The sequence below is a fragment of the Streptomyces sp. BYX5S genome (genome assembly GCF_054724165.1).
The window spans coordinates 3014033-3038973 of the sequence record NZ_CM138829.1; the positions used below are offsets into that span (position 1 = coordinate 3014033).

Genomic DNA, 24941 nt, shown 5'->3' on the forward strand with positions numbered 1-24941 from the left:
CCGGCCGCCGTCAACCTCCGGACGTGGTAAGGGCGGTGCGCAGTGCCCACGGCGTCGCGGCCGCCCACGCCTGCGGCGAGCAGGAGTGCGGGTACGGCACGGGGCGCGCGGCGGCGTCGCGCGCGTAGCCGCCGAGGACTTCGGGGAGCCGGTGCCCGTGGTGGGCCGCCGCGTCGGTCAGCCCGGCCGCCAGCCGTCGCAGCTCCCGCCCCAGTCCGTAGCGGGCGAGGCCGAGCGCGACGACCGCGTTGTCGTGCGGCCAGGCGCTGCCGCGGTGGTACGACAGCGGATGGTACGGGCGCTGCCCGGAGGCCAGCGTCCGGACCGCCCACCCGGAGAAGAAGTCCGGCTCCAGCAGCCGCCGGCCCACCCGCCGCGCGCGGTCGTCGTCGAGGATGCCGGACCACAGCAGATGCCCGGCGTCGGAGGCGAGCGCGTCCACCTGGCGGCCCGAGCCGTCGAGGGCGAGTGCGGGGAAGTCGTCGCCGCTGAGCCAGAAGTCGCGCGCGAACCGCTCCCGCAGCCCGTCGGCGAGCCGGTCCAACTCCCGTGCGTACGCGTCGTCCCGCCACACCTCCTCGGCGAGCCGGGCGGTGCGGCGCAACGCGTCGTACGCGTACCCCTGCGCCTCGGACACCGCGATCGGCCCTTCGGCCTGGGTGCCGTCCTTGAAGCAGACGGCGCCCGCGGAGTCCTTCCAGTTCTGGTTGACGAGACCGTTCGGATCGGGTTCGTAGACGAGGTACCCGTGCTCGCGCAGGCCGCCGTCGCCGAGCATCCAGTCGACGGCGGCGCGCGCGTGCGCCGCCAGGCGGACGGCGAGGGCCGTGTCCCGCGTCGTCTCGCGGTGGGCGTGCAACAGCACGAGGAACAGCGGCGTCGCGTCGATCGTCCCGTAGTAGCGCCCGTACGGCACCTGCCCGAAGTGGGCCAGTTCGCCGCGCCGCGTCTCGTGCACGATGCGGCCGGGCTGTTCGCCGCGGAACGCGTCGTACTCCCGACCCTGGGTCGCGGCGAGCGCGCTCAGGGTGCCGGCCGCGAGCGCGGGCCGGTAGGGGAGCATGAAGTACGAGGTGAGCAGCGAGTCCCGGCCGAACAGAGTGAGGAACCACGGCACCCCGGCCGCCGGAACGCCGACCGTCTCGCCGTCGAGGCCGGGGACGGCGATGGTCAACAGGTCCAGATCGGCCAGCCCTTGGACGCAGGCCCGGCCCAAGTCGTCCGTCACGTCCGCGTGTTCGGCCTCGCCGCCGCGCACCCGCTCCGCCGCGAGCTGCGGCCCGCCGTGCGGATGCGCCGTGACACGCAGCCGTACCTCGGCCCGCCCGTGCGGTTCCAGGTGCAGCCGCCATACGAGGTCGGTGCCGCGCACGGCGTCGGGTGCGGGCGTCGCCGACACCGTGGTGCGGGCGTGCCAGTCGGCCCTGCGGTAGCCGAACTCGACCCCGCTGTCGTGCCGTTGAGTGGTGCGCTCCGTGTCGGGCTTCGGGTAGCGGCGCTCGTCCGCGCGCAGCTCGAAGGTGTCCGCGAAGTCGGCGTCGGCGGCGATGACGAGCTCGGCGACGAGCGGGTCCGGGCTGTTGCTGACCAGTCGCAGCGTGTCCGTGAACTCGCCCGCAGCCACGGCCTGTTGGCGGAACACCGTGTAGGCGGGCGGCGCGTCGCGGGTGCCCTCGGGGGTGAGGACGCACTCGCCGGTCGCGCCGACGGGGGAGAGGACCACCGGGGCGCTGCCGTCGACGGTGAGCTGCCAGCGGCTCAGGTGCCGGGCGTCCCGTACGAACAGGCCGTCGGGCACGGCGCCGCGCGTCCCGGTGATGCCGCCGTCGGGGTCGAGGTGCACGAACGTGGCGTCGCGCACGAGTTGGGCGCGGGTCATGGCGCGGTCTCCCGGGTGCTGAGCAGGTCGAGGGCGAGGGCCGCCGTCCACGAGAACGAGCGCGCGCCCCGGGCGGCGCCCGTCATCGGGTCGACGTACTCGGCGAAGCCGGAGGCGCCCGCCGTGTCGAGGAAGGCGGCGCGGATCCGGTCGGCGTGGACGTGGCGGCCGTGGGTGCGCAGGCCGCGCTCGATGAGCCAGGCGGTGTTGAACCAGGCGGGCCCGCGCCAGTACCGGGTCGGGTCGAAGGCGGGCCCGGTCAGGTCGTAACTCGGCACCAGGTCCGTCGCGTCGGCGCGGAAGGACGGGCCGTCGAGGGTCGCGACGAGGCGGTCCACGACGTGGTCCGGCAGGCCCGGCGCCAGCAGCGGCACGAGGCCGGAGACGCTGCGGGCCGCGACGAACGTGTCGTCGACCAGGTCGCGGGCCCGGAACAGACCCGCCTCCTCGTCCCACAGGCGCGCGACGAGCGCGTCGGTGAGCCGCGCCGCCCGCGCCGTGTGCGGGGCCGGGTCCGCCCCCAAGCACCGCGCGATCTCGGCGAGCGCGGACTCGCTCGCGATCAGCAGGGCGTTCACGCACGGGTCCTCGAGCCGGAACGGGTGCCCGGCCCCCCGGTCGTCGTAGCCCGCGTCCCGGTAGTCGACGGCGAGCCGCACATAGCGGCCGTAGTCGAGGTCGGTCGGGCGGTCCGCCGGGTGGCCGTGGTCGAGGTCGGCCCGCCGGTAGCTGCCGGGGTCGACGGGGATGACACGGGCCAACGGGCCGTCCCAGCACGGGCTGTTGTCCATGCCGGGCTCCCACGGGTGCACGATCGCCGCGAGGCCGCCGCCGCCCAGGTCGCGCCGGTCCAGCAGATAGCGGTGCCAGGCCGCGAGCCGCGGATACACCCGGCCCAGGAACCCGCGCCGCCGCGACTCCGCCGGGTCCGCCCGGTGCACCAGCCACGCGGCCAGCGCGTGCACGGGCGGCTGCACGATGCCCGACGTCTCCAGCGTGGCCGGGGCGCCGACCGTGGCGCCCGCCGTGGAGGAGCGCCAGAAGTCGGGGCTCGGGAAGTACGCCCCGTTCGGCACCGCGGAGTTGAAGACGATGTGCGGGATCCGGCCGTCGCCCCACTGCGCGGCGAGCAGCGACTCCAGCTCGCGCTGCGCCCGCCGCGCGGACAGGTGCCGCAGGCCGATCGCGATGAACGCGGAGTCCCAACTCCACTGGTGCGGATACAGGGTTCGGGACGGGACCGTGCTCGACCCCACCCAGTTGTCGAGGAGCACCCGGCCCGCACCGCGCCGCAGGGTCAGGTCCGCGGTGGCGGTGCGGGCGGGTCCGTCGAGGAGAGCGGTCACGCGCCGGACCCCTTGAGGAACGCGGGCACCGAGCGGACCGCCTCCACCGGGTCACCCGTGAGCCGGCACTCGGCCGCGAGATACCCCTCGTACCCGGCGGTGTGCAGGGCGCCCAGCCAGGCCGGCCAGTCGAGGTGTCCGGCGCCCGGCTGGAAGCGGTTCGAGTCCGAGACCTGGGCGTGCCCGATGTACGGGGCGTGCGCGAGGATCGCCCGCGCGGGGTCGGACTCCTCGATGTTCATGTGGTAGCTGTCGATGCCGATGCGGACCGAGTCCAGGCCGACCTCGCGGATCAACTCGGCGGCCTGTTCAAGGCGGTTGACCATGTGGTCCTCGTACCGGTTCAGCGGTTCGAGGTAGAGCGTGACCCCCTCGGCGGAGGCGTGCTCACCCAGCTCGGTGAGGCCTTCGAGCAGGATCTCGCGGTCCTCGGCCTCCGACCGCGGCGGCTCGAACGGCGGCAGCCGGCGCGAGAACATCCCGTACGAGGCGGGGGTCTGGGCGCCGAGGCCGCCGATCTCGGCGATGACGGAGAGCTGCGACTTCATCTGGACGATGGCGTCACGGCGCAGGTCGTCGTCGAAGGCACCGAAGAAGTGCAGCATCTCGACGCACACGGTCGGCATGACCACGCCGTCCCCCAGCGCCTGCTTCAACTCCGGCAGCCGGGAGGCGAAGTGCAGGTCGCCCTTGGCGCGCAGCTCGATGGCGTCGTACCCGGCGCCCTGCGCGAACTCCCACTTGCGCTGGAGGCTCTCGCCGGGCAGCAGTTGTTCCTGGGCAGCGAACTTCAGCATGTCTTTCGGTACCTCTCAGAATTCCAGGACGACCTGGAGGGCGTCGGCGGGGCGCTCGTCGAGCAGCACGTAGGCGTCGGCGGCGTCCGAGACCGGGACGACGTGGCTGACGAGGGACTCCACGTCCACCTGGCCCTCGGCGACGAGCCGCAGGAAGGTCTGCTGGAGGCGCTCCACCGTCCAGCGGCCGGACAGCTGGGCGGGCACGCCGCCGATCTGCGAGCAGACGATCTCCACCCGGTTGTGGTGGAACTCGTCGCCGAGCCGCAGGCCCATGCCGTCGCCCTGGTAGAAGCCGGAGGCGACGACACGGCCGCCGACGGTCACCGAGCGGACGGCCGTGTGCAGCGCCGGGTAGGCGCCGCTGATCTCGATGGCGAGGTCGGCGCCGCGGCCCCCGGTGGCCTCGCGGACGCGCTCGGCGACGGCGTCGGTGCGGGCGTTGAGGGTGGTGTGGGCGCCGTGCTTCTTCGCCGACTCCAGCCGTACGTCCAGCGCGTCGACCGCGGTGACGCGGGCGCCGCTGAGCTGGGCGAGCCGGGTGGCGATCAGGCCGATGACGCCCTGGCCGAACACGGCGACGTCCTCGCCGAGATTGATACCGCCGGCCAGGACCGCGTTGTACGCGATGGCGCCGACCCGGGCGAACGCGCCGGCGAGCGGTTCGAGGCCCGCCGGGAGGGTGTGCCCGATCATGCGCTCGGCCGGGACGATGCCCTCGCTGCGGTGGCCCCAGATGCCCCACACGAGGTCGCCGACCTCGGGCATGCCGGGCGTGCCGGCCAACTCGGGGGAGATCTCAGCGACTTCGCCGACCTCGGAGTAGCCCCAGCCGACGACCGGGTAGCTGATGCCGGCCTCGTCGTCGCGGAACAGCCGGGCCTCGGCGTCCCAGGTGCGGGTCAGGTAGGGGTTCGTACCGCGGTAGGCGGTCAGTTCCGTACCGGCCGATATGCCCGAGTAGCGGGTGTGGACGCGAAGGTGGCCCGGCGGCAGATCCAGGCTCTGGTGCTCGGCCACCTCCACCTGGCGGGGACCTGTGAATTGAACGACGCGTTCCACGGACGACTCCGAACTAGGGCGGTGCGGGTGTTGGTTGAGTCGACAATATCCCGCACTTATGTCTTGTCAACAGGCAAAAGTAGTGCTGAGATGCGTGCTTGATAGACGTAAGTCGGCGATGAGGACAGGCAATGCGCACCAGGACGCGGCGGTCGAGGATGACCGCGGTCGGCGCCACGGCGGCGCTGGGCATCGGACTGCTCAGCGGCTGCTCCAGCAGCACGGGCCCGGGGAAACCGGACCGCGAGATCACCGTGTGGTCCCAGGAGAACCTTCCGGACCGCGTCGCGGCGACGCAGAGGATCATCGACGGCTTCGAGAAGAAGACCGGCGTCAAGGTGCATCTCGTCGGCGTCGACGAGGGGCAGATGCCCCAGCTCATCATGTCCGCGGCGGCCTCGGGCCGACTGCCCGACGTGATCGGCGCCGCCCCCATGGGGCAGACCTGGCAGATGTACAGCAACGGCCTGCTGAACACGGACATACCCCGGCAGATCGTGCGGAAGCTGGGGCGCGGCACGTTCGACAAGAACGCCCTGAAGCTCACCAGCGACGGCACGGTCAACCTCGGCGTCCCCTCCGACGCCTGGCTCCAGCTCCTCGTCTACCGCAAGGACGACTTCGCGAAGGCGGGCCTGGCCGAGCCGGACACGTACGACAAGCTGGTCGAGGCCGCGAAGAAGCTCACCACCAAGGGGCACGACGGCGTCTCCGCCGCCACCGACCCCTCGGACGTCTTCACCTCGCAGAGCTTCGAGAGCCTCGCCCTCGCCAACGACTGCCAGCTCGTCGACGGCCGCGGCAAGGTCGCCCTCGACTCCCCGCAGTGCGTCCAGGCGTTCCACACCTACGACCAGCTGGCGCGCGAGTACGGGGCGCCCGGCACCCAGACCGTCGACTCGACGCGCGCCACCTACTTCGCCGGCCGCTCCTCGATGATGATCTGGTCCTCGTTCCTCCTCGACGAACTCGCGGGTCTGCGCAAGGACGCGCTGCCCAGCTGCCCGCAGTGCGGCAAGGACCAGCGGTTCCTCGCCGACAACACCGGCATCGTCACCGCCCTCAAGGGCACGGACACCGACCGGGCCGCCCAGTTCGGCGAGATCACCTCCTGGGTGACCACCAAGACCGCCGAGACGGACGCCTCCCGCGAGTTCATCGAGTACATGATGAACAGCGGCTACGAGGACTGGTTCGGCCAGGCCCCCGAAGGCAAGATCCCGGTCCGCCGCGGCACCGCCACCGAGCCGGAGAAGTACCTCACCGCCTGGCGGCACAGCGAGATCGGCGTCGGCGAGCGGAAGCCGCTCGACGAGGTGTTCTCGCCGCAGGTCCTCGACCAACTCGCCGACGGCATCGGCGACCTGCGCCGCTGGGGCATCGAACAGGGCGAGGGCGCACTCGTCGGCGCCACCAACGGCGAACTGCCCGTACCGAAGGCCATCGGCGCCATGACCGCGGGACAGACCTCACCCCGAGAGGCTTCGCGCGAGGCCGAGGAAGAGGTCGCGGCCCTCAAGAAATCGCTGCAATGACAGCCCCGCCCGCCTCGTGAACTCCCCGTCGGAAGCGTCGAAAGCCTTGTCATGACTACTGCCACCCCCAGCGCGACCCAGCGCCCCGGCCCGCCGGACGGCCCGCGGACCCCGCCCGGCGGCCGCCGCCCCCGCAAGCCCATGACCGCGAGCCGCCGCACCAACCGCGCGGGCCTCGCCTTCGTCAGCCCCACCTTCCTCGTCGTCCTCGTCGTCGTGGTGCTGCCGATCCTGTGGACCGTGCTGCTCGCCTTCCAGCGCGCCAAGCTCGTCGACATCCAGGGCATGGGCCTGTTCGGCAACTGGAGCCTGCGCAACTTCTCGCAGGTCTTCGACTCCGCCGGCTTCTGGTCCAGCCTCGGCACCACCCTCACCTACACCGTCGGCGCCACCTTCGGCTCCGTCGCGCTCGGCCTGATCGCCGCGCTCGCCCTGCGCAAGCCGTTCCGCGGCCGCGGACTGCTGCGCGCCGCGATGCTGCTGCCGTACGTCGCGCCGGTCGTCGCCGTCGCGTTCGTGTGGGAGGTCGCGCTCAGCCCGCAGTACGGCATCGTCAACGAGTGGGGCCAGAAGCTGTTCGGCTGGGACGACCCCATCGCGTTCCTGTCGACGCGCGCGTACGAAGTGCATGTCCTGGGACTGCACTTCGACATCCCCCTCGCGCTGCTCACGGTGATCGCCTTCGAGTGCTGGCGCTACTTCCCGTTCGCGTTCCTCTTCATCCTCGCCCGCCTCCAGGCGGTCCCGGACGGCCTGGAGGAAGCCGCGAAGGTCGACGGCGCCACGCCCACGCAGCGCTTCCGGCACGTCATGCTGCCGCAGCTGATGCCGGTGATCGCGCTGCTGTGCGTGCTGCGCTTCATCATGACGTTCAACAAGTTCGACGACGTCTACCTGCTGACCGGCGGCGGCGCAGGCACCGACGTCGCCGCCGTGCGCGTCTACGACTTCCTGACCTCGCGCTACGACGTCGGCGCGGCGGCCGCCCAGGCCCTCGTCCTGGCCGTCGCCCTCATGGTCCTGCTGGGCCTGTACTTCAAGTTCTTCGGCAACAAGGTCCAGGAGGAGTCGTGACGACGAAAACCGCCATGACGCGCGCCCAGTTCGAGGAGCGGTTCTTCGGCGTTGCCCGCTGGGTGGTCATCGCGTTCCTCGCGCTGATCACGATCGTGCCCTTCTACTACATGCTGCTGCTGTCGGTGAAGCCGATCGACGCGCTGCTCCTGGACCCCGGATCCCTGTGGGTGTCGGCGAAGCAGTTCACCCTCGACACGTACACCGAGGTGCTGCGCTCCACCGACGACGGCGGCCAGGGCTTCCTCCAGCTCCTGCGCAACTCCGCCCTGGTCTCCCTCGGCACGGTCCTGCTGACCCTGCTCGCCGCGGTCCCCGGCGCCTACGCGATCAGCCGCCTCAAGTTCTTCGGAAACCGCCAGGTCAGCGCCCTGTTCCTCGCGGTCTACATGTTCCCCTCGACGCTGCTCGCGGTCCCGCTGTTCGTGATGTTCGCGAAGATCGGCCTGTCGTCCAGCCTGGTCGGACTGGCGATCGTCTACGTGGCCCAGACGGTCCCCGTGGCGATCTACATGCTCAAGAACTACCTGGTGACGATCCCGTACTCGATCGAGGAAGCGGCCGCCCTCGACGGGTGCAGCCGACTCCAGACGGTCCGCAAGGTCATCCTCCCGCTGGCCCTGCCGTCGCTCATGGCGACGGGCCTGTACGTACTGATGATCGCGTGGAACGAATTCCTCTTCGCGCTCCTCTTCCTGGCCGCCGACCCGGACAAGTGGACGGTGTCGCTCGGCCTCGCCCAGCTGTCCAACGGCATCGAGGTGTCGAAGACGGTCCTCATGGCCGGATCCGTGGTGCTGACGATCCCCGTGGTAATTCTGTTCTTCGCCGCGGAACGCCTGCTGACCGAAGGTCTCACCGCCGGCGCGGACAAGAGCTGACCGGGGGAGCGACCACCCAGATGAGCAGGGGGAAGACGATGAGTACGCCAAGCCCGGCGAGCGCGGGCCGGCTGCTGCAGTTGATCCGCACCGGCCAGGCCACCACCCGCGCCGAGCTGCAACGCGCCACCGGCCTGTCGCGCTCCACGGTGGGCCTGCGGCTCGACGAACTCGACCGCGCGGGCTGGCTCCGCCAGGACACCGGCACCTCCACCGGCGGCCGCCCCTCCCACCGCCTCGCCTTCGACCCCGGTCACGCCGCCGTCCTCGCGGTCGACCTGGAGACCCGGTACGCGCGGGTGGCCGTGCTCGACCTCGCGGGCACGGTCCTCGCCGAGCAGACCGTCGACCTGGACATCGGCGACGGCCCCGACCGGGTGCTCGACCGCCTGGCCCGCTGCTTCCCGGACCTCCTCGCCACGTCCGGCACCCCGGCGGAGCGGGTCTGCGGCATCGGCCTGTCGGTCCCCGGCCCGGTGGACTGGGAGACGGGCCGGATCGTGCAGCCGCCGATCATGCCGGGCTGGGACCGCTTCCCGGTCAGGGAACGGATGCAGGAGGCGTACGCGGAGCACGTCGGCGCCTCGATGGAGGACTCGCGGAGCGGCCGCTCCGTGCCGGTCTTCGTCGACAACGACGCCAACCTGATGGCCCTGGCGGAACAGCAGACGGGCCACCCGGACTGCTCGGCCTTCGTCCTCATCAAGGTCTCCACCGGCATCGGCGCGGGCGTCGTCGTCAACAACGAGGTCTTCCGGGGCATCGACGGCGGCGCCGGCGACATCGGCCACATCCGCCTGCACGACCGGCCCGACGCCCTGTGCATGTGCGGCTCCTACGGTTGCCTGGCGGCCGTGGCCAGCGGCCGCGCGCTCGCCAAGGAACTGTCCAACCTGGGCACGGAAGTGGCCTCCGGCAGGGACGTGAAGACCCTCCTGGAACAGGGAAACCCCGACGCGGTGCGCCTCGCCCGCGAAGCGGGACAGCGCGCGGGCGAGGTCCTGGTCACCGTCGTCACCCTCCTCAACCCGGGCGTCCTGATGCTCGCCGGAGACCTGGCCGGCATCCCCTTCCTCACCGGCGTACGCGAACTCCTCTACCAGCGCGCGATGCCCCGCACCACCGCCCACCTCGACGTCGTCACCTCCCGCCTCGGCGACCACGCGGGCCTGATCGGCGCCACGGCGATGGTCGTGGACGTCCTGTACGCCCCCGAGCGCGCCGACGCCCGCCTGCGCGCGCAGGCCGACCCCCAGCACGTACGAGCACCCCAAGGAACCACCTCGTGACCCACCACCCCGTCCGCGTCGGACTCGTCGGAGCCGGACCCTGGGCCCGCACCATGCACGCCCGGATGCTCGCCGCGGGCCCGGAGACCCGGCTGACCGCCGTCTGGGCGCGCCGCACCGAGGCGGCCCGCGAGGCGGCCGAACCCTACGGGGCGGCGGTGGCGGGCAGCTTCGACGAACTCCTCGACCACTGCGAGGCGGTGGCCTTCGCCGTACCGCCCTCCGTGCAGGCGGAGCTGGCGCCGCGCGCCGCGAAGGCAGGCAAGGCGCTCCTCCTGGAGAAGCCCCTGGCGCTGGACCTCGCCTCGGCGGAACGCCTGGTCGACGCGATCGACGAGGCGGGCGTGGTCTCCCAGCTCGTCCTGACCAAGCGCTACCACCCGACGACCCGTGCCTTCATCGAGCAGGCGCGGCGCGCGGAGGTCACGGGCGCCCGCTCCTGCTACCTCCACGGCGCCTTCCTGGGCGGCGACTTCGCGACGTCCTGGCGCCTCGAACACGGCGCCCTCCACGACCTGGGCCCCCACCTCCTCGACCTCCTCGACGCGGCGGTGGGCCCGATCGCCTCGATCCGTGCCACGGGCGACTCCCGCCGCTGGATCGAGCTGACCTGCGAACACGAGAACGGCGCCGTGAGCCAGGCCTCCCTGTCCGGCCGCGTGAACCGCGACCGCGCCCTGACCCGCGTCGAACTCTTCGGCCCCGGCCCGGAGCTCATCTACGACACGGCCGACATCGACCACGAGGAATGCTGGCCCATCCTGCGCGCGGAGTTCGCACAGGCGGTGCGGGCGGGGCGATCGAGCGCATTGGACGCGCGGCGCGGACTGCACTTGCAGCGCTTGCTGCACCAGGCTTCAGCGGGCCACTGCGTGTAACGGGTCGGTCCACTCAAGCCCTTGCGTCGCCGGAGGAGCGGGCCGGGCCTATCAAGCGCCTGCAGCGCTGGAGGAGTGGGTCCGGCCACTCAAGCCCTTGCGTCGCCGCAGGAGCCGGTCCGGCCACTCAAGCCCCTCCGGCGATTGAGGAGCGGGGTCCGGGGCGGAGCCCCGCGACCGCGCCCACCCACCCCGCGACGCCACACCGCGTCAGCCGACCACCGCCGCCCTCACACACAACACATCCGGCAGATGCGCAGCCAACCGCTCCCACGTCTCACCGTCGTCCGCCGACCCGTACACCTCGCCGTTGCGGTTGCCGAAGTACACCCCCGCCGGGTCGTTGTCGTCCGTGCACAACGCGTCCCGCAGCACCGTGCCGTAATGGTCGCCCTCCGGCAGCCCACGCGACAGCGGCTCCCACGTCTCGCCCGCGTCCTGCGTGCGGTACACGCGACAACGGTGGTCGGCGGGCACACGGTCGCTGTCCGCCGTGATGGGGAACAGGTACGCCGTGCCACCCCGGCGCGGATGCGCGGCCGCGGCGAAGCCGAACGTCGACGGCAGCCCGTCGCCGATGTTGAGCCACTTCCCGCCGCCGTCGTCGCTGCGGTACACACCCCAGTGGTTCTGGAGGTAGAGACGGTCCGGGTCGACGGCGTCCCGCGTCACCTTGTGCACGCACTGGCCGAACTCGGGGTTCGGATCCGGCAGGAACACGGCCGCCACGCCGTTGTTCGCCGGGGCCCAGCTCTCGCCGCCGTCCGTGGTCCGGAAGACGCCGGCCGTCGACACCGCGACCGTCACCGCGCGCGGGTCCCGCTCGTCCGTCAGGATCGTGTGCAGGCCCTCCCCGCCGCCGCCCGGCACCCACTGCGAGCGCGTGGGATGCTCCCACAGCGGGCGGCACAGCTCGAACGTCTCGCCGCGGTCCTCCGAGCGGTACAGCGCCGCCGGTTCCGTACCCGCGTACACCACGTCCGGCTCGGCGGCCGCCGGGTGCAACTGCCACACCCGCTCCAGCGAAGTGCCGGTGAACTCGGGGAACTTGACCGCCGGCTTGGCAGGCTCGGTCCATGTGCGGCCCAGGTCGTCCGAGTGGAAGACGGACGGCCCGTAGTGCGCGCTGTCCCCTCCCGCGAGGAGCCGTGGTCGCTCCCCGCGGGTGTCGATGGCGACCGAGTACACCGCCTGCGCGTTGAAGTACGGACTCTCGTCGAACGCGAACGAGCCGCCGTCGCGCTTGCGGCCCAGAAAAAGACCTTTACGGGTGCCTACTGCCAGTAGTACGTCAGTCACGCCGATACCTCCGAAACGTCGTTGTCCCCAGGTATGCGTCAGTCTGCACCTCACCACTGACAATGGCCCCCGCATGGGCCATCGCCGCAGTTCAGGGCGGTGTCGGAGCGGTCGGCGGGAATCGCCGAAGAACCCCGAAGAACGTCGAAGAACCCGAGGGAAGAGAGACCCACGCATGACGAGCAGCACCACCCCGCCGGTCACCGGCCGCCGCCTGCGCATCGGCATCGGCGGTATCGGCATCGAGTCCTCCACGTTCTGCCCCCACCGCTCCACCACCGACGACTTCCGGCAGACCCGCGGCCAGGAACTCCTCGACCGTTACACGTGGACGCGCGCGGACTCCGACCTCGCCGCCCTGGTCGAGTGGGTGCCGCTGCTGCACGCGACGGCACTGCCCGGCGGCCCCGTGGAGGCCGAGTCGTACCTGGTCCTCAAGGACGAACTCGTCACCCGCGTCCGGGAGTCCGGCCCGCTCGACGGACTCGTGTACGACATCCACGGAGCGATGAGCGTCATCGGTCTCACCGACGCCGAGGGCGACCTCACGGAGGCGGTCCGCGCGGCCCTCGACCACAACGGCACGCCCGACGATCCGGAGCGGGGCCGCCCGATGCTCTCCGCGGCGATGGACCTGCACGGAAACGTCTCCCGCCGCTTCGCCGCACCCGTCGACCTGCTCACCGCCCACCGTCTCGCCCCGCACGAGGACGCCTGGGACACCCGCGAGCGCGCCGCCCGTAACCTCGTGCGCTGCCTGCGCGACGGCAGCCGGCCGCACCGCGCATGGGTCCAGGTCCCGGTCCTCCTCCCGGGCGAGAAGACCAGCACCCGTCTGGAGCCCGCCAGGTCCCTCTACGCCTCGCTCGCCGACATCGAGCGGAAGGACGGCATCCTCGACGCAGCCATGTGGGTCGGCTACGCCTGGGCCGACGAGCCGCGCTGCAAGGCGGCCGTCGTCGTCACCGGCGAGGACGCCGAACTCGCCGTGCGGGAAGCCGAGTCGCTGGCCCGCCTCTACTGGGACGCCCTCGAGGGCTTCCGCTTCGTCGGCCCGACCGGCAGCGCGCGGGAGTGCATCGAGAAGGCGGTCGCCTCCGACCGGCGCCCGTTCCTCATCAGCGACTCCGGCGACAACCCGACGGCGGGCGGCGCCGGCGATCTCGCCCACATGCTGGGGGAGTTGCTGGCCAACGACGCGATCCGGACGGGGGAGGTCACGGCGGTCCACCCCGGCATCACGGACCCGGTCGCGGTGGCGGCCTGCTTCGACGCCGGGGTCGGCGCCGAGGTCACCCTCTCCGTCGGCGGCAAGGTCGACCCGAACCACGGCGGACCGTACGAACTCACCGGAACCGTCGAGGCGTTGCAGCGCGCCGCCGACCGGAAGGACCGCGCCGAGGGCGGGGCGTACGACCGAGGCGTCGACATGGCGGCCGTCCGTGTCGGCGGCCTCACCGTGGTCCTCGTCGAGCGCCGCAAGCCGTTCCACACGCTCGCCGACTTCATGGGTCCGGCCGACGGCGGCCTCGGCATCGACCCGCGGACGTACGACCTCGTCGTCGTGAAGATCGGCTACCTGGAGCCGGAGCTCCACGACATGGCCGCCGACTGGCTCCTCGCGCTCACCCCCGGCGGCGTCGACCAGGATCTGCTGCGCCTGGGACACCACCGGGTGGAGCGCCCGCTGTACCCGTTCGACGAGGACGCGTACGGCACCGGGAGCGCCCCGGACCTCACGCCCACCCTGCTCTAGGAGTGCCTCAACTCAGCCACTCCGCCCCGTACTCGCTGTCCTCACGCCGTCGGCTCACGGCCGTATGAGCCCCTCCGGCGATTGAGGAGCGGGGTCCGGGGCGGAGCCCCGAGGCCGTACCCCCGGGGCCCGCAACCCGAAAGCAGCGCACCTACGCCGCCGCCAACCACAGATCCGGCCCGAACACCTCATAGTGGATGTCGGCCGCCCCCACCCCCTTGCGGAGCAACTGCTCCCGCATCACCCGCATGAACGGCAACGGCCCGCACAGGTACGCCCGCGTCCCCGGCTCGACCACCACGTCCGCGAGGTCCGCACGCCCCACCAGGCCCCCCGCCGGCGCGCCCTCCTCGTACCAGAAGCGTGTCACCCCACCCGGAAGCTTCGCGGCCAGCGCCGCATGCTCGGTGCGCAACGCGTGCGCCTGCGGCGTCCGGTCGGCGTGCACGACGGTGACCGACCCCGCGTGCCGCGCCGCCACCAGGTCCTCCAGCATCGCGAGGATCGGCGTGCACCCGATCCCGGCGGAGGCCAGCAGCAGGGGCGCCTCCGTGGCGTCGAGCACGAGGTCGCCGTACGGCGCGGAGACCCGCACCCGGTCGCCCTCCCGGACCCGCGCGTGCAGGTGGTTCGACACCTCGCCGTCGGGCGCCGCACCGCCGCCGTCGACCCGCTTCACGGCGATCGAGCGGGTACTCGCGGCGGGCGCGCCCGTGAGGCTGTACTGGCGTATCTGCCGCGCCCCGTCGGGGAGTTCGACCTGCACGGACACGTACTGTCCCGCCTTGAACGCGGGCGCGGGCGCACCGTCGGCCGGGCGCAGGAGGAAGGACGCGACGTCGGGGGTCTCGTCGGCGCGGGACACCACCTCCCACTCCCGCCAGACGTCGCCGTCGACCGCGCCCTGCTCCGCGTAGAGCCGCTTCTCCAGCGTGATGAGTGCGTTCGCCATCAGCCAGTACACCTCGTCCCAGGCCGCCGCGACCTCCGGGGTGACCGCGTCGCCGAGGACTTCGGCGATGGCCTCGAAGAGGTGCTGGTGGACGACGGGGTACTGGTCGGCGCGCACACCGAGCGAGGCGTGTTTGTGCGCGATGCGGCTCAGCATGACGTCGGGCCGGTCGTCCGGGTGGTTCACGAGGTACCCGGCGAACGCGGCGATCGACCCGGCGAGGGCCTGGCGCTGGGTGCCGGCGGCCTGGTTGCCGCGGTTGAACAGGTCGCGCAGCAGGGCGGGGTGGGCGGCGAACAGCTTCTCGTAGAACAGCCCGGTGATGTCCTCGATGGCGGCGCCCACGGCGGGGAGGGTGGCGCGGACGACGGCGGCCGACTGGTCGGTGAGCATCGGCAGGACTCCTTAATCTGAATCTCAGATGCGTATTTAAGGGCGCGCGGGGGCGCCCGGCTTGGAGGGTTCTCCGTGAAGAGGTGGGTGTCGGGCGCGTGCCCGGCCTTCATGGTGCCGGGGTCAGCCCGCTCCGGGGGAGGGTGAAAGGGTCACCAGCAAAGGGCCGGTGGGGGCCTTGACAAGGTCGGCCAGGGTGAGCGGGTCGAGCGAGGCGAAGAACGCCTCCTGCGCCTGGCGCAGTGCTCCCCGCAGGCGGCAGGCCGCGGCGAGCGGGCACGGCGTGGCCCCCTCGCAGTCCACGACGTCCCCCGGGCCCTCGAGTTCCCGTACGAGTCCGCCGATGGACGCCGACCGTCCGGCGCCGGTGAGCGCGAGCCCACCGCCCCGGCCCCGGCGGGCCTCGACGAGTCCCATGTGCTGGAGCTTGGCGACGACCTTCGCGGTGTGCGTGTACGGCACCTCCATGGCGCCCGCCACCTCGCGGGTGGTGGGCAGTTCGCCCTCCTCGACCGCGAGGCGCATCAATACGCGCAAAGCAAGATCCGTGAATCGCGTCAGCCGCATGGGGGCAGGCTAATTAATGTTGCATCTGGGATGCAACTTAGCGGGCGGGGTCCATTCCCCGCGGACCGCGACGCCCCGCCCTCCTGCTGGTGCCAGACAGGCCGTGGCGAGCGCGCCGAACCCCCGTACGCTGCCGCCCATGAGCCCCCTCGTGGACCCCGGCGCCGCCGCCACCCGCACCGTCGGCCCCCTGCTGCGCGACTGGCGGATGAGCCGTCGCTTCAGCCAGCAGGAGCTGTCGAACCGCTCCGCGGTCTCCACCCGGCACCTCAGCCGCGTGGAGACCGGCCGGGCCCATCCGACGCCGGAGATGATCCTGCACCTGGCCGACCACCTCGACGTCCCCCTGCGCGCCCGCAACCAACTGCTCCTCGCGGGCGGTTACGCGCCCCAGTACCGCGACCGCGACCTGGCGGACGCCTCACTCGCGGTCGTCATGGAAGGGCTGCGCGGCCTGCTGGACGCCCATATGCCGTACCCCGCGCTGCTGTTGGACACCTACTGGGACGTCGTGGACGCCAACGCGGGCGTGGCGGCGCTCCTCGAAGGGTGCGCCCCGGAACTCCTCGAACCCCCGGTCAACGTGATCCGGCTGTGCGTGCACGAGCGCGGCCTCGCCCCGCGGATCCGCAACTTCACCGAGTGGGCCTCCCACCTGCACCACCAGCTGGCCCACCGCGCCGAACGCACCCACGACCCGCGGCACTTCGCCCTCGCCGAGGAGACCGCGCGGCACCTCGCCGCGGTCCCCGCCACACCGCCGACCGGCAACCCCGTCCTCACCCTGGAACTCGCCGTACCCGGCGCCGGGCCGCTGCGCTTCTTCAGTACGTCCGCCCAGCTCACCACACCCACCGACGCCGCCCTGGAGGGCCTGCACCTGGAGACGTTCCTCCCGGCGGACCGTTCGACGCGGCGTCACTTCGAAAAGCACTCGTAGGACCGCCAACTCGCCTGGTACGACTGGGCCATGAGCGAGGACGCCTTCCGCAAGGTCGACGGGTGCTGGCTGATGTCCCGGCGGACGCTGGTCCTGCCGTTCGGCGGTCCGACGGAACACCTCGGAGGGCGGTGAGCCTCAGGCCGGCTGCCAGATCCTCGCCAGCGCCGCTTGCGTGAGCACCTCCGCGGGGTGGCCCTGGCCGGCCAGGTGTCCGTCGCGCAGCAGCAGGCACACGTCCGAAGCGCGCGCGGCCTCCAGGTCGTGGGTTGCCTGTACGACGGTCACCCCCTCGGCCGCGAGGCCCGCCAGCAGCGACCCGATCCGCTCGCGGGCCTCCGGGTCGAGGCCCGTGGTCGGCTCGTCCAGGAGCAGCAGGTCGGACTCCTGGGCCAGTCCCTGCGCGATGAGCGTGCGCTGCCGCTGCCCACCCGACAGCTCGCCCAACTGCCGCCCGGCGAGATCCCCGACGCCGAGCCGGTCGAGCGCCGCGTCGACCGCCACCCGGTCCCGCCGCGAGGGCCGGCGCCACACCCCGAGCCCGCCCCAGCGCCCCATCTCCACCGTCTGACGCACGGTCAGGGGAAGCGTGTCCCCGACGGCGCCGCGCTGCGGGACGAACGCGGGTCGCGCGTCCCGGTGGTGCCGTACCTCTCCCGATGTAGGACGGATCACACCGGCCAGCGCACCCAGCAGCGTGGACTTTCCGCTGCCGTTCGGCCCGACGAGGGCGACCGTCGCCAACTGCGGTATTTCGCACGTCACTTGGTGGAGGACCGGGCGGCCGGGGTAGCCCGCGCACAGCCCGTCGAGGTGGACGCGGGCGGTCCGGTTGTGCCGTGGGGCCGGAACGATGGTCGGTTTTTTGAACATGGTTTTCATTGTACTGTCCTCGCATGGAGTGGTTGACGGCCCCGTTCGAGGTGGCCTTTGTGCAGCGCGCCCTGTGGGGCGGAATCCTGGTGTCGGCGATCTGCGCGCTGGCCGGGACCTGGGTCGTGCTCAGGGGGATGGCCTTTCTCGGGGACGCGATGTCCCACGGCCTGCTGCCCGGTGTCGCGTTGGCCGCGCTGCTCGGCGGCAACCTGATGGTGGGCGCCGTCGCGAGCGCCGCGGTGATGACGGCGGGGGTGACCGCCCTCGGCAGGGCCCGGCGGCTGTCCGGGGACACCGGGATCGGGCTGCTGTTCGTCGGCATGCTGTCGCTCGGCGTGATCATCGTGTCGCGCTCGCAGTCCTTCGCGGTGGATCTGACCGGATTCCTCTTCGGCGATGTGCTCGCCGTGCGCGGACAGGACCTCGCCGTGCTGGGGGTGGCCCTGTTTCTGGCGCTCGTCGTCTCGGTCCTCGGCCATCGGGCCTTCCTCGCCCTCACCTTCGACGCCCGCAAGGCCCAGACGCTGGGTCTGCGCCCGCGGCTCGCGCACGCCGTCCTGCTCGGCCTGCTGGGGCTCGCGATCGTCGCGTCGTTCCACATCGTGGGCACGCTGCTCGTCCTCGGCCTGCTCATCGCGCCGCCCGCGGCCGCCCTGCCCTGGGCGCGCAGTGTGCTGGGCGTGATGGTGGGCGCCGCCCTCCTCGGCGCCGCCGCCACCTTCGGCGGGCTGCTCCTGTCGTGGCACCTCGGCACCGCCGCCGGAGCCACCGTCTCGGCGCTCGCGGTGAGTCTCTTCTTCCTCTCGCACCTCGCCTCCGGCGTCCGCCACCGCCGTACGAGCCGTGCCACCGACAGCGCCGCGCCCGCTCCCGTACTCGAAGTCGACCGAAGCACGTCGGAGGCAATGTCTTGACCCCCAGAAGCAACGCCGCCAAGTGGGCCCCGATCCCGCTGGCGCTCACCGCCCTGCTCGCCGCGGGCTGCGCGACGCAGGAGACCAACGACCGGAAATCCGCCGGGAGTTCACCCTCCGCCACCCCGCACGGCTACGTCGCGGGCGCGAAGGAGGGCGCAGAGCAGCAGTCCCGGCTGCTCCTCAACGACCCCGGCACCGGAAGCACTCGCGTCCTCGACCTCATCACCGGCAAGGTGACGAAGACGGACGAGGTCACGGGCGCAGGCCGCCTCGCCACCGACGGCCGCTTCGGCTACTTCCACGCCTCCGGAGCCACCCACGTCCTCGACGGCGGCTCCTGGACCGTGGACCACGGCGACCACGTCCACTACTACCGCGCCGCGATCCGCGACGTGGGCCGGCTCCCCGTCGGAAAGGGCGCGTCGGTGCGCAGCGACATGGCCGTCACCGCGGTGACCGACAAGGACGGGCGGACCGTCCTGTACGACCGCGGCACGCTGGACGAGGGGGACATCGCACGCACCGGGACGCTGCCCGGCACGGCCTCCGCCCCCGTCGTCCCGTACGAGGAGCACCTGTTGGCCCTCACCGGCAAGGGCGCCACCGCGCAGCTCACCGTCTTCGACCGCAAGGGAAAGCGCGTCACCACGCCGGACGCCGAGTGCGAGAACCCGAAGGGCGACGCCGTCACCCGCCGCGGCGTCGTGTTCGGCTGCGCCGACGGAGCACTCCTCGTACGTGAGGAGAACGGGAAGTTCACCACCGAGACCATCCCCTACGACCAGGACGTGTCGGCGTCCGAACGCGCCGCCGAGTTCCGGCAGCGCCCCGGCAGCGACACCCTGACCGCCGCGGCCGGTGACGACGCCGTATGGGTGCTCGACGTCGGTGAGCGCGCCTGGACGCGGGTCGAGACCGGGACCGTCGTCGCCGCCAACACCGCGGGCGAGGGCGCGCCGTTGCTCGTCTTGGAGGACGACGGCAGGCTGCACGGCTACGACATCGCCACGGGCAAGGAGACCGCCCGTACGAAGAAGCTCCTGACCGGGAAGGCGAGCGCGGAGCACGCCCCTGTCGTGGAGGTCGATCGCAGCCGCGCCTACGTCAACGACCCCGAAGGAAAGCGCGTGTTCGAGGTCGACTACAACGACGACCTGCGCATCGCCCGCTCCTTCGACCTCGACGTCGAACCCGTCCTCATGGCGGAGACGGGCCGATGAGCGCGGACGAGGCGAAGAAGCGCGTCCGCGTCGGCACGGCACGCCTGCGCAGCCTGCTCGTCGGACTGCTGACCCTGGCGGCCGCCGCCACCGCCACCGCCTGCACCACCGACGGCGACCGGCCGAGGATCGTCGTCACCACGAACATCCTCGGTGACGTCACCCGCGAGATAGCCGGCGACCAGGCCGAGGTCACCGTCCTCATGAAGCCGAACGCCGACCCGCACTCCTTCGGCCTCTCCGCACGCCAGGCCGCCGACCTGGAACGGGCCGACCTGGTCGTCTACAACGGCCTCGGTCTGGAGGAGAACGTGCTGCGGCACGTGGACGCCGCCCGCGCCTCCGGCGTCGCCACCTTCGAGGTCGGCAAGGCGGTCGACCCGCTCACCTTCCGCACGGGCGACGACGCGGCGGACGGCCAGGCGGACCCGCACTTCTGGACCGACCCGGACCGGATGCGCAAGGCCGCGGGGCTCATCGCCGACCAGGTCACCGAGCACGTCGACGGCGTCGACACCGGCGCCGTGCGCGACCGGGCGGACCGCTACGACAAGGAGCTGGCGCAGCTCAGCACCTGGATGCGCGAGTCCTTCGACAGCGTCCCCGAGGACCGGCGCGCCCTCGTCACCAACCACCACGTCTTCGGCTACCTCGCCGACCGCTTCGGCCTCCGGGTCATCGGCGCCGTCGTCCCCAGCGGCACCACCCTCGCCTCACCCAGCTCCTCCGACCTGCGGTCCCTCACCCGGGCGATGGAGAAGGCCGGTGTCCGCGCCGTGTTCGCCGACTCCTCGCAGCCCACGCGCCTCGCCGAGGTGCTGCGCAAGGAGATGGGCGGCCGGGTGCAGGTCGTGGAGCTGTACTCCGAGTCCCTCACGGCGAAGGGCGAGGGCGCGGACACGTACCTGCGGATGATGCGCGCCAACACGACCGCGATGACCGAGGGCCTCACGGCCCGCTGACCTCCGAACGTTCTGTTCAACAGGGAAGGAACACACGTGAACACGATCCCCACCACCCGCAGGAGAGCCCTCGGGGGAGCGGCCTGCGCCCTGGCCTTCGCCACGGTGCTGACCGCCTGCGGCAGCGAGGACGACACCAAGAGCTCGGCCAAGGCCGGGGCCACCACCCCCGCCGCGAAGGTCGAGGAGCCGCTCGTCGCGGGCTTCGACGGCGGCCTCTACATACTCGACGGCAAGAGCCTCAAGCTCGCGAAGACGATCGAGCTGCCCGGCTTCAACCGCGTCAACCCGGCCGGGGACGAGGACCACGTCGTCGTCTCCACCGACAGCGGCTTCCGCGTCCTGGACGCCGCCGCCCAGCGCTTCACCGGCATCGAGTACAAGGGCTCGGAGCCCGGCCACGTCGTCCGGCACGCGGGAAAGACCGTGCTGTTCACCGACGGAACCGGTGAGGTCAACGTCTTCGACCCGGCCGACCTGAGCGACGGGAAGAAGCCCGAGGGCCGCACCTACACCTCCGCCGAGGCGCACCACGGCGTCGCCATCGAGCTGGAGAACGGTGAACTCCTCAGCACGCTCGGGAACAAGGAGAAGCGCACCGGCGTCCTCGTCCTCGACAAGGACAACAAGGAGATCGCCCGCAACGAGAAGTGCCCCGGCGTGCACGGCGAGGCCGCGGCCAAGGACGAGGCCGTCGGCGTCGGCTGCGAGGACGGCATCCTCCTCTACAAGGACGGTGAGTTCACCAAGGTCGACGCCCCCGACGACTACGGCCGGATCGGCAACCAGGCGGGCAGCGACGCCTCCCCGGTCCTCCTCGGCGACTACAAGACCGACGCCGAGGCCGAACTGGAACGCCCCACCCGCGTCTCCCTCATCGACACGGAGAAGAAGAAGCTCCGCCTCGTCGACCTGGACACCAGCTACTCCTTCCGCTCGCTGGCCCGGGGCCCCGAGGGTGAGGCGCTGGTACTCGGCACCAACGGGAAGCTCCACGTCATCGACCCGGACACCGGCAAGGTCGAGAAGAAGATCGACGCCGTCGGCGAGTGGCGCGAGCCCCTGGACTGGCAGCAGCCCCGGCCCACCCTGTTCGTCCGCGACAGCACGGCCTACGTCTCGGAGCCGGGCAAGAAGGCCCTGCACGCCTTCGACCTGGAGACCGGCAAGAAGATCACGTCCGTGACCCTGCCGGAGAGCACCAACGAACTGTCCGGCGTGGTGGCCGGGCACTGACGGCCGCGCACCGGCACATGCGTACGCCCCCGTGGTCGTCGGACCACGGGGGCGTACGGCTGCTTGCTCAGACGGACCGGTGGTACTGGTCCGGGACGTGGCTCTCCGCGCCCAGTTCGCGCGCCGCGTGGCGGGCGAAGGACGGGTCGCGCAGCAGTTCGCGGCCGAGGAGGATCGCGTCCGCCTCCCCGTTGGCGAGGATCTTCTCGGCCTGCTCGGGCTCGGTGATGAGGCCGACCGCGGCGGCCGGGATCCCGGCCTCGTTGCGCACGCGCGCCGCGAAGGGCACCTGGTAGCCGGGGCCGAGCGGGATGCGGACGCCCGCCGCGTTGCCGCCCGTCGACACGTCGATCAGGTCCACGCCGTGCTCCTTCAGCTCGGCGGCGAAGCGCACGGTGTCGTCGGCGGTCCAGCCCTCCTCGCCGTCCAGCCAGTCGGTGGCGGAGATGCGGAAGAACAGCGGCAGTTCCTCGGGCCACACCGCGCGGACCGCGTCCACGACCTCCAGGGCGAACCGGGTGCGGTTCTCGTAGGAGCCGCCGTACGCGTCGGTGCGCTTGTTGGAGTGCGGGGAGAGGAACTCGCCGATCAGGTAGCCGTGGGCGCCGTGGATCTCGACGACCTGGAAGCCGGCCTCCAGGGAGCGGCGGGCGGCGGCGACGAACTGCTGGACGATCTCCTTGATCTCCTCGACCGACAGCTCGGCCGGAACCGGGTGCTTCTCGTCGAAGGCGACCGCGCTGGGCGCCACGGCCTGCCAGCCGTGCGCGTCCGGGCCCACCGGCGCGCCGCCCTTCCAGGGCCGGTCGGTGGAGGCCTTGCGGCCGGCGTGCCCGAGCTGGATGCCCGGCACGGTGTTCTGCGACTTCAGGAACGAGGTGATCCGGCGGAACGCCTCGACCTGCGTGTCGTTCCAGATGCCGAGGTCCTGCGGGGAGATGCGGCCCTCGGGGGAGACCCCCGTCGCCTCGACGATGATCAGGCCGGTGCCGCCGACGGCGCGCGCCGCGTAGTGCTGGAAGTGCCAGTCGTTCGGCGCACCGACCAGCGGGCCCTCCGGAGCCGCGCTGTACTGGCACATCGGCGGCATCCACACGCGGTTGGGGATGGTCAGGGACCGCAGGGTGTAGGGCTCGAACAGTGCGCTCACGGCGGACTCCATTCGTACGGATCGCAGTAACGCCTCGCGGATCGCGACGAGGTCTTCGCTAGTACGATAGCCACCGTAGTACGGCGGATGTCAAACTACGAGGGTTCTCGTACAATGGCGTCACCGCACCGCAGGCATCCAGCCACCCGCACCGCGAAGGGGAGTCGTCCATGACGGCCGCAGCACCGCACACCGAGGCCGCCACCGGCGGTCGTACGCTCGCGCACCCCGACCGCGCGGAGATCCGGCTCGAAACGGTGCTGCACGCGCTGTCCGACCCGATGCGCATGGCCGTCGTCCGCGAGATGGCCGCCTCGGACCAGGTCGAACTGTCCTGTTCCGCGTTCGACCTGCCCGTCACCAAGTCCACCACCACGCACCACTTCCGGGTGCTGCGCGAGGCCGGGGTGATCGAGCAGGTCTACCGGGGGACCGCCAAGATGAACGGGCTGCGCAGGGACGACCTAGACGCGCTCTTCCCCGGCCTTCTGGACCACATCCTCGACGCGGCCGCGCGGCAGCACGACCGGCTCGGCGGGAGCTGACTCCGGCGCCGCGGAGGAACCGGCCTTCTGCGGCAGGTGGTTGAAGAGCAGGTTCAGCGCGATCGCCGTCAGACAGCCCGCGCTGATGCCGCTGTCCATCACCGTCTGGAACCAGTTCGGGAAGTGCTCGTAGAGCGTCGGCACGCCCACCGGAAGGATGCCGACGGCCACCGAGACCGCCACGACGGTCAGATTGCTGTTGCCCTCGAACTCCACCTTGGACAGGGTCTTCAGACCGCTCGCCGCGACCGTTCCGAACATCACCAGGCCCGCGCCGCCGAGCACCGGTGACGGGATCGCGGCGACCACCGCGCCCAGCTTCGGCAGCAGACCGAGCAGGATCAGGATGCCGCCCGAGACGGCGACCACCCACCGGCTGCGCACCTTCGTCATGCCGACCAGACCGACGTTCTGCGCGAACGCCGTGTACGGGAAGGTGTTGAAGACGCCGCCGAGCACGGTCGAGAAGCCGTCGGCGCGCAGGCCGTCGCCGAGCGCGCGCTGGTCCACCGGCCGGTCCGTCATCTCGCCGACCGCGATGAAGTCACCGGTCGTCTCCGTCATCGTCACCAGCGCCACGATCAGCATCGACACGATGGCCGCGGCGTGGAACTCCGGGGCGCCGAAGTGGAAGGGCGTGCTGATCCCGACCCAGTTCGCGTCGCCGACGGCCGAGAAGTCCGTGAAGCCGGTGGGTATCGCCACCGCCGTGCCCACCACGATGCCGACCAGCACCGCGACCCGGCTCAGGGCGGGCGGCGCGAACCGCTGCACGCCGAGCACGAGCACCAGGACCAGCGCCGCGAGCCCGAGGTTCTTCGGGTCGCCGAAGTCCTCCGCCCCCGCGCCGCCCGCGGCCCACGTGCCCGCCGTCGGCAGCAGCGACAGGCCGATGATGAGGATGACCGTGCCCGTGACCAGGGGCGGGAAGAAGCGCAGCAGCCGCCCGAAGACCGGCGCGAGCAGCATCATCGCGAGCCCCGCGACGATCACCGCCCCGTAGATCGCCGGCAGTCCGCCGCCCGTCGTGCCGATCAGCACCATTGGCGACACGGCCGCGAACGTACAGCCCTGCACGATCGGCAGCCGAATGCCGAAGCGCCACACACCCACGCACTGGATGAGGGTGGCGATACCGCACACCAGCAGGTCCGCGGTGATCAGATACGCGAGATCGGCGGGCGGCAGCTTCATCGCGCCGCCCACGATCAGCGGCACGGCGACCGCGCCCGCGTACATGGCGAGCACATGTTGCAGCCCGAACGCCGCCAACTGGCGTACGGGCGGGACCTGGTCCACGGGGTGCGTTGTCATGCCGCAGAACGTAATGACCTTAAACGGTTTGTTGATTTCCGCCGTGTTGCCGGTACGTGTCCTCGCCCCCGCG

At 71.8% G+C, this 24941-nt stretch carries 22 protein-coding genes; 12 read left to right on the forward strand and 10 right to left on the reverse strand.

What is annotated here, in order from left to right:
- Nucleotides 1-10: 10 nt before the first annotated feature.
- Genes ACYBSK_RS13685 through ACYBSK_RS13700 form a run of 4 tightly spaced genes read right to left on the reverse strand, consistent with a single transcriptional unit; the run spans nucleotide 11 to nucleotide 5084 of the window.
- Nucleotides 11-1879, reverse strand: a complete 1869-nt coding sequence (locus ACYBSK_RS13685; protein WP_460246244.1) for an amylo-alpha-1,6-glucosidase — start codon at nucleotides 1877-1879, stop codon at nucleotides 11-13.
- Nucleotides 1876-3225, reverse strand: coding sequence for an MGH1-like glycoside hydrolase domain-containing protein (locus ACYBSK_RS13690; RefSeq protein WP_460246245.1), 1350 nt, complete (start codon nucleotides 3223-3225; stop codon nucleotides 1876-1878). The genes ACYBSK_RS13685 and ACYBSK_RS13690 overlap by 4 nt, the downstream gene beginning before the upstream one ends.
- Complete coding sequence (locus ACYBSK_RS13695; protein WP_460246246.1) at nucleotides 3222-4022, reverse strand: TIM barrel protein; 801 nt, start codon at nucleotides 4020-4022, stop codon at nucleotides 3222-3224. Before ACYBSK_RS13695 ends, ACYBSK_RS13690 begins: the two co-directional genes overlap by 4 nt.
- 15 nt (nucleotides 4023-4037) lie before the next feature.
- Nucleotides 4038-5084 carry a zinc-dependent alcohol dehydrogenase gene (locus ACYBSK_RS13700; RefSeq protein WP_460246247.1) on the reverse strand — a complete coding sequence of 349 codons (1047 nt, stop codon included), beginning with the start codon at nucleotides 5082-5084 and terminating at the stop codon, nucleotides 4038-4040.
- Nucleotides 5085-5215: 131 nt separating this feature from the next.
- On the opposite strand from ACYBSK_RS13700, the gene ACYBSK_RS13705 reads away from it, so the two are divergent.
- Genes ACYBSK_RS13705 through ACYBSK_RS13725 form a run of 5 tightly spaced genes read left to right on the forward strand, consistent with a single transcriptional unit; the run spans nucleotide 5216 to nucleotide 10741 of the window.
- The gene (locus tag ACYBSK_RS13705; RefSeq protein WP_457477333.1) at nucleotides 5216-6619 is read left to right on the forward strand and encodes an ABC transporter substrate-binding protein; all 1404 of its coding nucleotides are present in this window, start codon (nucleotides 5216-5218) and stop codon (nucleotides 6617-6619) included.
- A gap of 51 nt (nucleotides 6620-6670) precedes the next feature.
- Nucleotides 6671-7693: a carbohydrate ABC transporter permease gene (locus ACYBSK_RS13710; RefSeq protein ID WP_460246248.1), complete on the forward strand. Its 1023-nt coding sequence runs from the start codon at nucleotides 6671-6673 to the stop codon at nucleotides 7691-7693.
- Nucleotides 7694-7707: 14 nt separating this feature from the next.
- Entirely contained in the window at nucleotides 7708-8574 is an 867-nt protein-coding gene (locus ACYBSK_RS13715) for a carbohydrate ABC transporter permease (RefSeq protein ID WP_457481737.1), read from the forward strand.
- Nucleotides 8575-8612: 38 nt separating this feature from the next.
- On the forward strand, nucleotides 8613-9863 hold the full coding sequence (locus ACYBSK_RS13720; RefSeq protein WP_457477335.1) for an ROK family transcriptional regulator: 1251 nt from the start codon (nucleotides 8613-8615) through the stop codon (nucleotides 9861-9863).
- A gap of 53 nt (nucleotides 9864-9916) precedes the next feature.
- Nucleotides 9917-10741 carry a Gfo/Idh/MocA family protein gene (locus ACYBSK_RS13725; RefSeq protein WP_460247020.1) on the forward strand — a complete coding sequence of 275 codons (825 nt, stop codon included), beginning with the start codon at nucleotides 9917-9919 and terminating at the stop codon, nucleotides 10739-10741.
- 210 nt (nucleotides 10742-10951) lie between these two features.
- Here the strand turns inward: ACYBSK_RS13725 and ACYBSK_RS13730 are convergent, their stop codons facing one another.
- A complete protein-coding gene (locus ACYBSK_RS13730) occupies nucleotides 10952-12040 on the reverse strand; it encodes a WD40/YVTN/BNR-like repeat-containing protein (protein WP_460246249.1) in 1089 nt (362 codons plus the stop codon).
- A gap of 175 nt (nucleotides 12041-12215) precedes the next feature.
- Between ACYBSK_RS13730 and ACYBSK_RS13735 the strand changes: the two genes are divergently transcribed.
- Nucleotides 12216-13796 (forward strand): M81 family metallopeptidase, encoded by a 1581-nt coding sequence (locus ACYBSK_RS13735; RefSeq protein ID WP_460246250.1) that lies wholly within the window; start codon nucleotides 12216-12218, stop codon nucleotides 13794-13796.
- Nucleotides 13797-13947: 151 nt separating this feature from the next.
- On the opposite strand, the gene ACYBSK_RS13740 is transcribed toward ACYBSK_RS13735, so the two are convergent.
- Together ACYBSK_RS13740 and ACYBSK_RS13745 are read right to left on the reverse strand one after the other, a co-directional pair.
- On the reverse strand, nucleotides 13948-15141 hold the full coding sequence (locus ACYBSK_RS13740) for a globin domain-containing protein (protein WP_460246251.1): 1194 nt from the start codon (nucleotides 15139-15141) through the stop codon (nucleotides 13948-13950).
- Between the two features lie 123 nt (nucleotides 15142-15264).
- Nucleotides 15265-15708: an Rrf2 family transcriptional regulator gene (locus tag ACYBSK_RS13745; protein WP_457477340.1), complete on the reverse strand. Its 444-nt coding sequence runs from the start codon at nucleotides 15706-15708 to the stop codon at nucleotides 15265-15267.
- A 139-nt stretch (nucleotides 15709-15847) separates the two neighbouring features.
- On the opposite strand from ACYBSK_RS13745, the gene ACYBSK_RS13750 reads away from it, so the two are divergent.
- Nucleotides 15848-16648 (forward strand): helix-turn-helix domain-containing protein, encoded by an 801-nt coding sequence (locus tag ACYBSK_RS13750; protein ID WP_460246252.1) that lies wholly within the window; start codon nucleotides 15848-15850, stop codon nucleotides 16646-16648.
- Between the two features lie 138 nt (nucleotides 16649-16786).
- Here ACYBSK_RS13750 and aztA read toward each other — a convergent pair whose 3' ends face one another.
- Nucleotides 16787-17530 (reverse strand): zinc ABC transporter ATP-binding protein AztA, encoded by a 744-nt coding sequence (aztA, locus tag ACYBSK_RS13755; protein WP_460246253.1) that lies wholly within the window; start codon nucleotides 17528-17530, stop codon nucleotides 16787-16789.
- A 14-nt stretch (nucleotides 17531-17544) separates the two neighbouring features.
- On the opposite strand from aztA, the gene aztB reads away from it, so the two are divergent.
- Genes aztB through aztD form a run of 4 tightly spaced genes read left to right on the forward strand, consistent with a single transcriptional unit; the run spans nucleotide 17545 to nucleotide 21859 of the window.
- Entirely contained in the window at nucleotides 17545-18438 is an 894-nt protein-coding gene (gene aztB / locus ACYBSK_RS13760) for a zinc ABC transporter permease AztB (RefSeq protein ID WP_457477343.1), read from the forward strand.
- Nucleotides 18435-19661: a PQQ-binding-like beta-propeller repeat protein gene (locus tag ACYBSK_RS13765; RefSeq protein WP_460246254.1), complete on the forward strand. Its 1227-nt coding sequence runs from the start codon at nucleotides 18435-18437 to the stop codon at nucleotides 19659-19661. Before aztB ends, ACYBSK_RS13765 begins: the two co-directional genes overlap by 4 nt.
- A complete protein-coding gene (aztC, locus tag ACYBSK_RS13770) occupies nucleotides 19658-20623 on the forward strand; it encodes a zinc ABC transporter substrate-binding protein AztC (RefSeq protein WP_460246255.1) in 966 nt (321 codons plus the stop codon). The genes ACYBSK_RS13765 and aztC overlap by 4 nt, the downstream gene beginning before the upstream one ends.
- 45 nt (nucleotides 20624-20668) lie before the next feature.
- Nucleotides 20669-21859 carry a zinc metallochaperone AztD gene (aztD, locus tag ACYBSK_RS13775; protein WP_460247021.1) on the forward strand — a complete coding sequence of 397 codons (1191 nt, stop codon included), beginning with the start codon at nucleotides 20669-20671 and terminating at the stop codon, nucleotides 21857-21859.
- Nucleotides 21860-21926: 67 nt separating this feature from the next.
- Here aztD and ACYBSK_RS13780 read toward each other — a convergent pair whose 3' ends face one another.
- On the reverse strand, nucleotides 21927-23009 hold the full coding sequence (locus tag ACYBSK_RS13780) for an NADH:flavin oxidoreductase/NADH oxidase (protein WP_457477346.1): 1083 nt from the start codon (nucleotides 23007-23009) through the stop codon (nucleotides 21927-21929).
- 170 nt (nucleotides 23010-23179) lie between these two features.
- On the opposite strand from ACYBSK_RS13780, the gene ACYBSK_RS13785 reads away from it, so the two are divergent.
- Nucleotides 23180-23554, forward strand: coding sequence for an ArsR/SmtB family transcription factor (locus tag ACYBSK_RS13785; protein ID WP_457477347.1), 375 nt, complete (start codon nucleotides 23180-23182; stop codon nucleotides 23552-23554).
- Here the strand turns inward: ACYBSK_RS13785 and ACYBSK_RS13790 are convergent.
- The gene (locus tag ACYBSK_RS13790) at nucleotides 23474-24868 is read right to left on the reverse strand and encodes a nucleobase:cation symporter-2 family protein (protein ID WP_460246256.1); all 1395 of its coding nucleotides are present in this window, start codon (nucleotides 24866-24868) and stop codon (nucleotides 23474-23476) included. The two genes, ACYBSK_RS13785 and ACYBSK_RS13790, sit on opposite strands and share 81 nt — an antisense overlap.
- Nucleotides 24869-24941 lie beyond the last annotated feature (73 nt).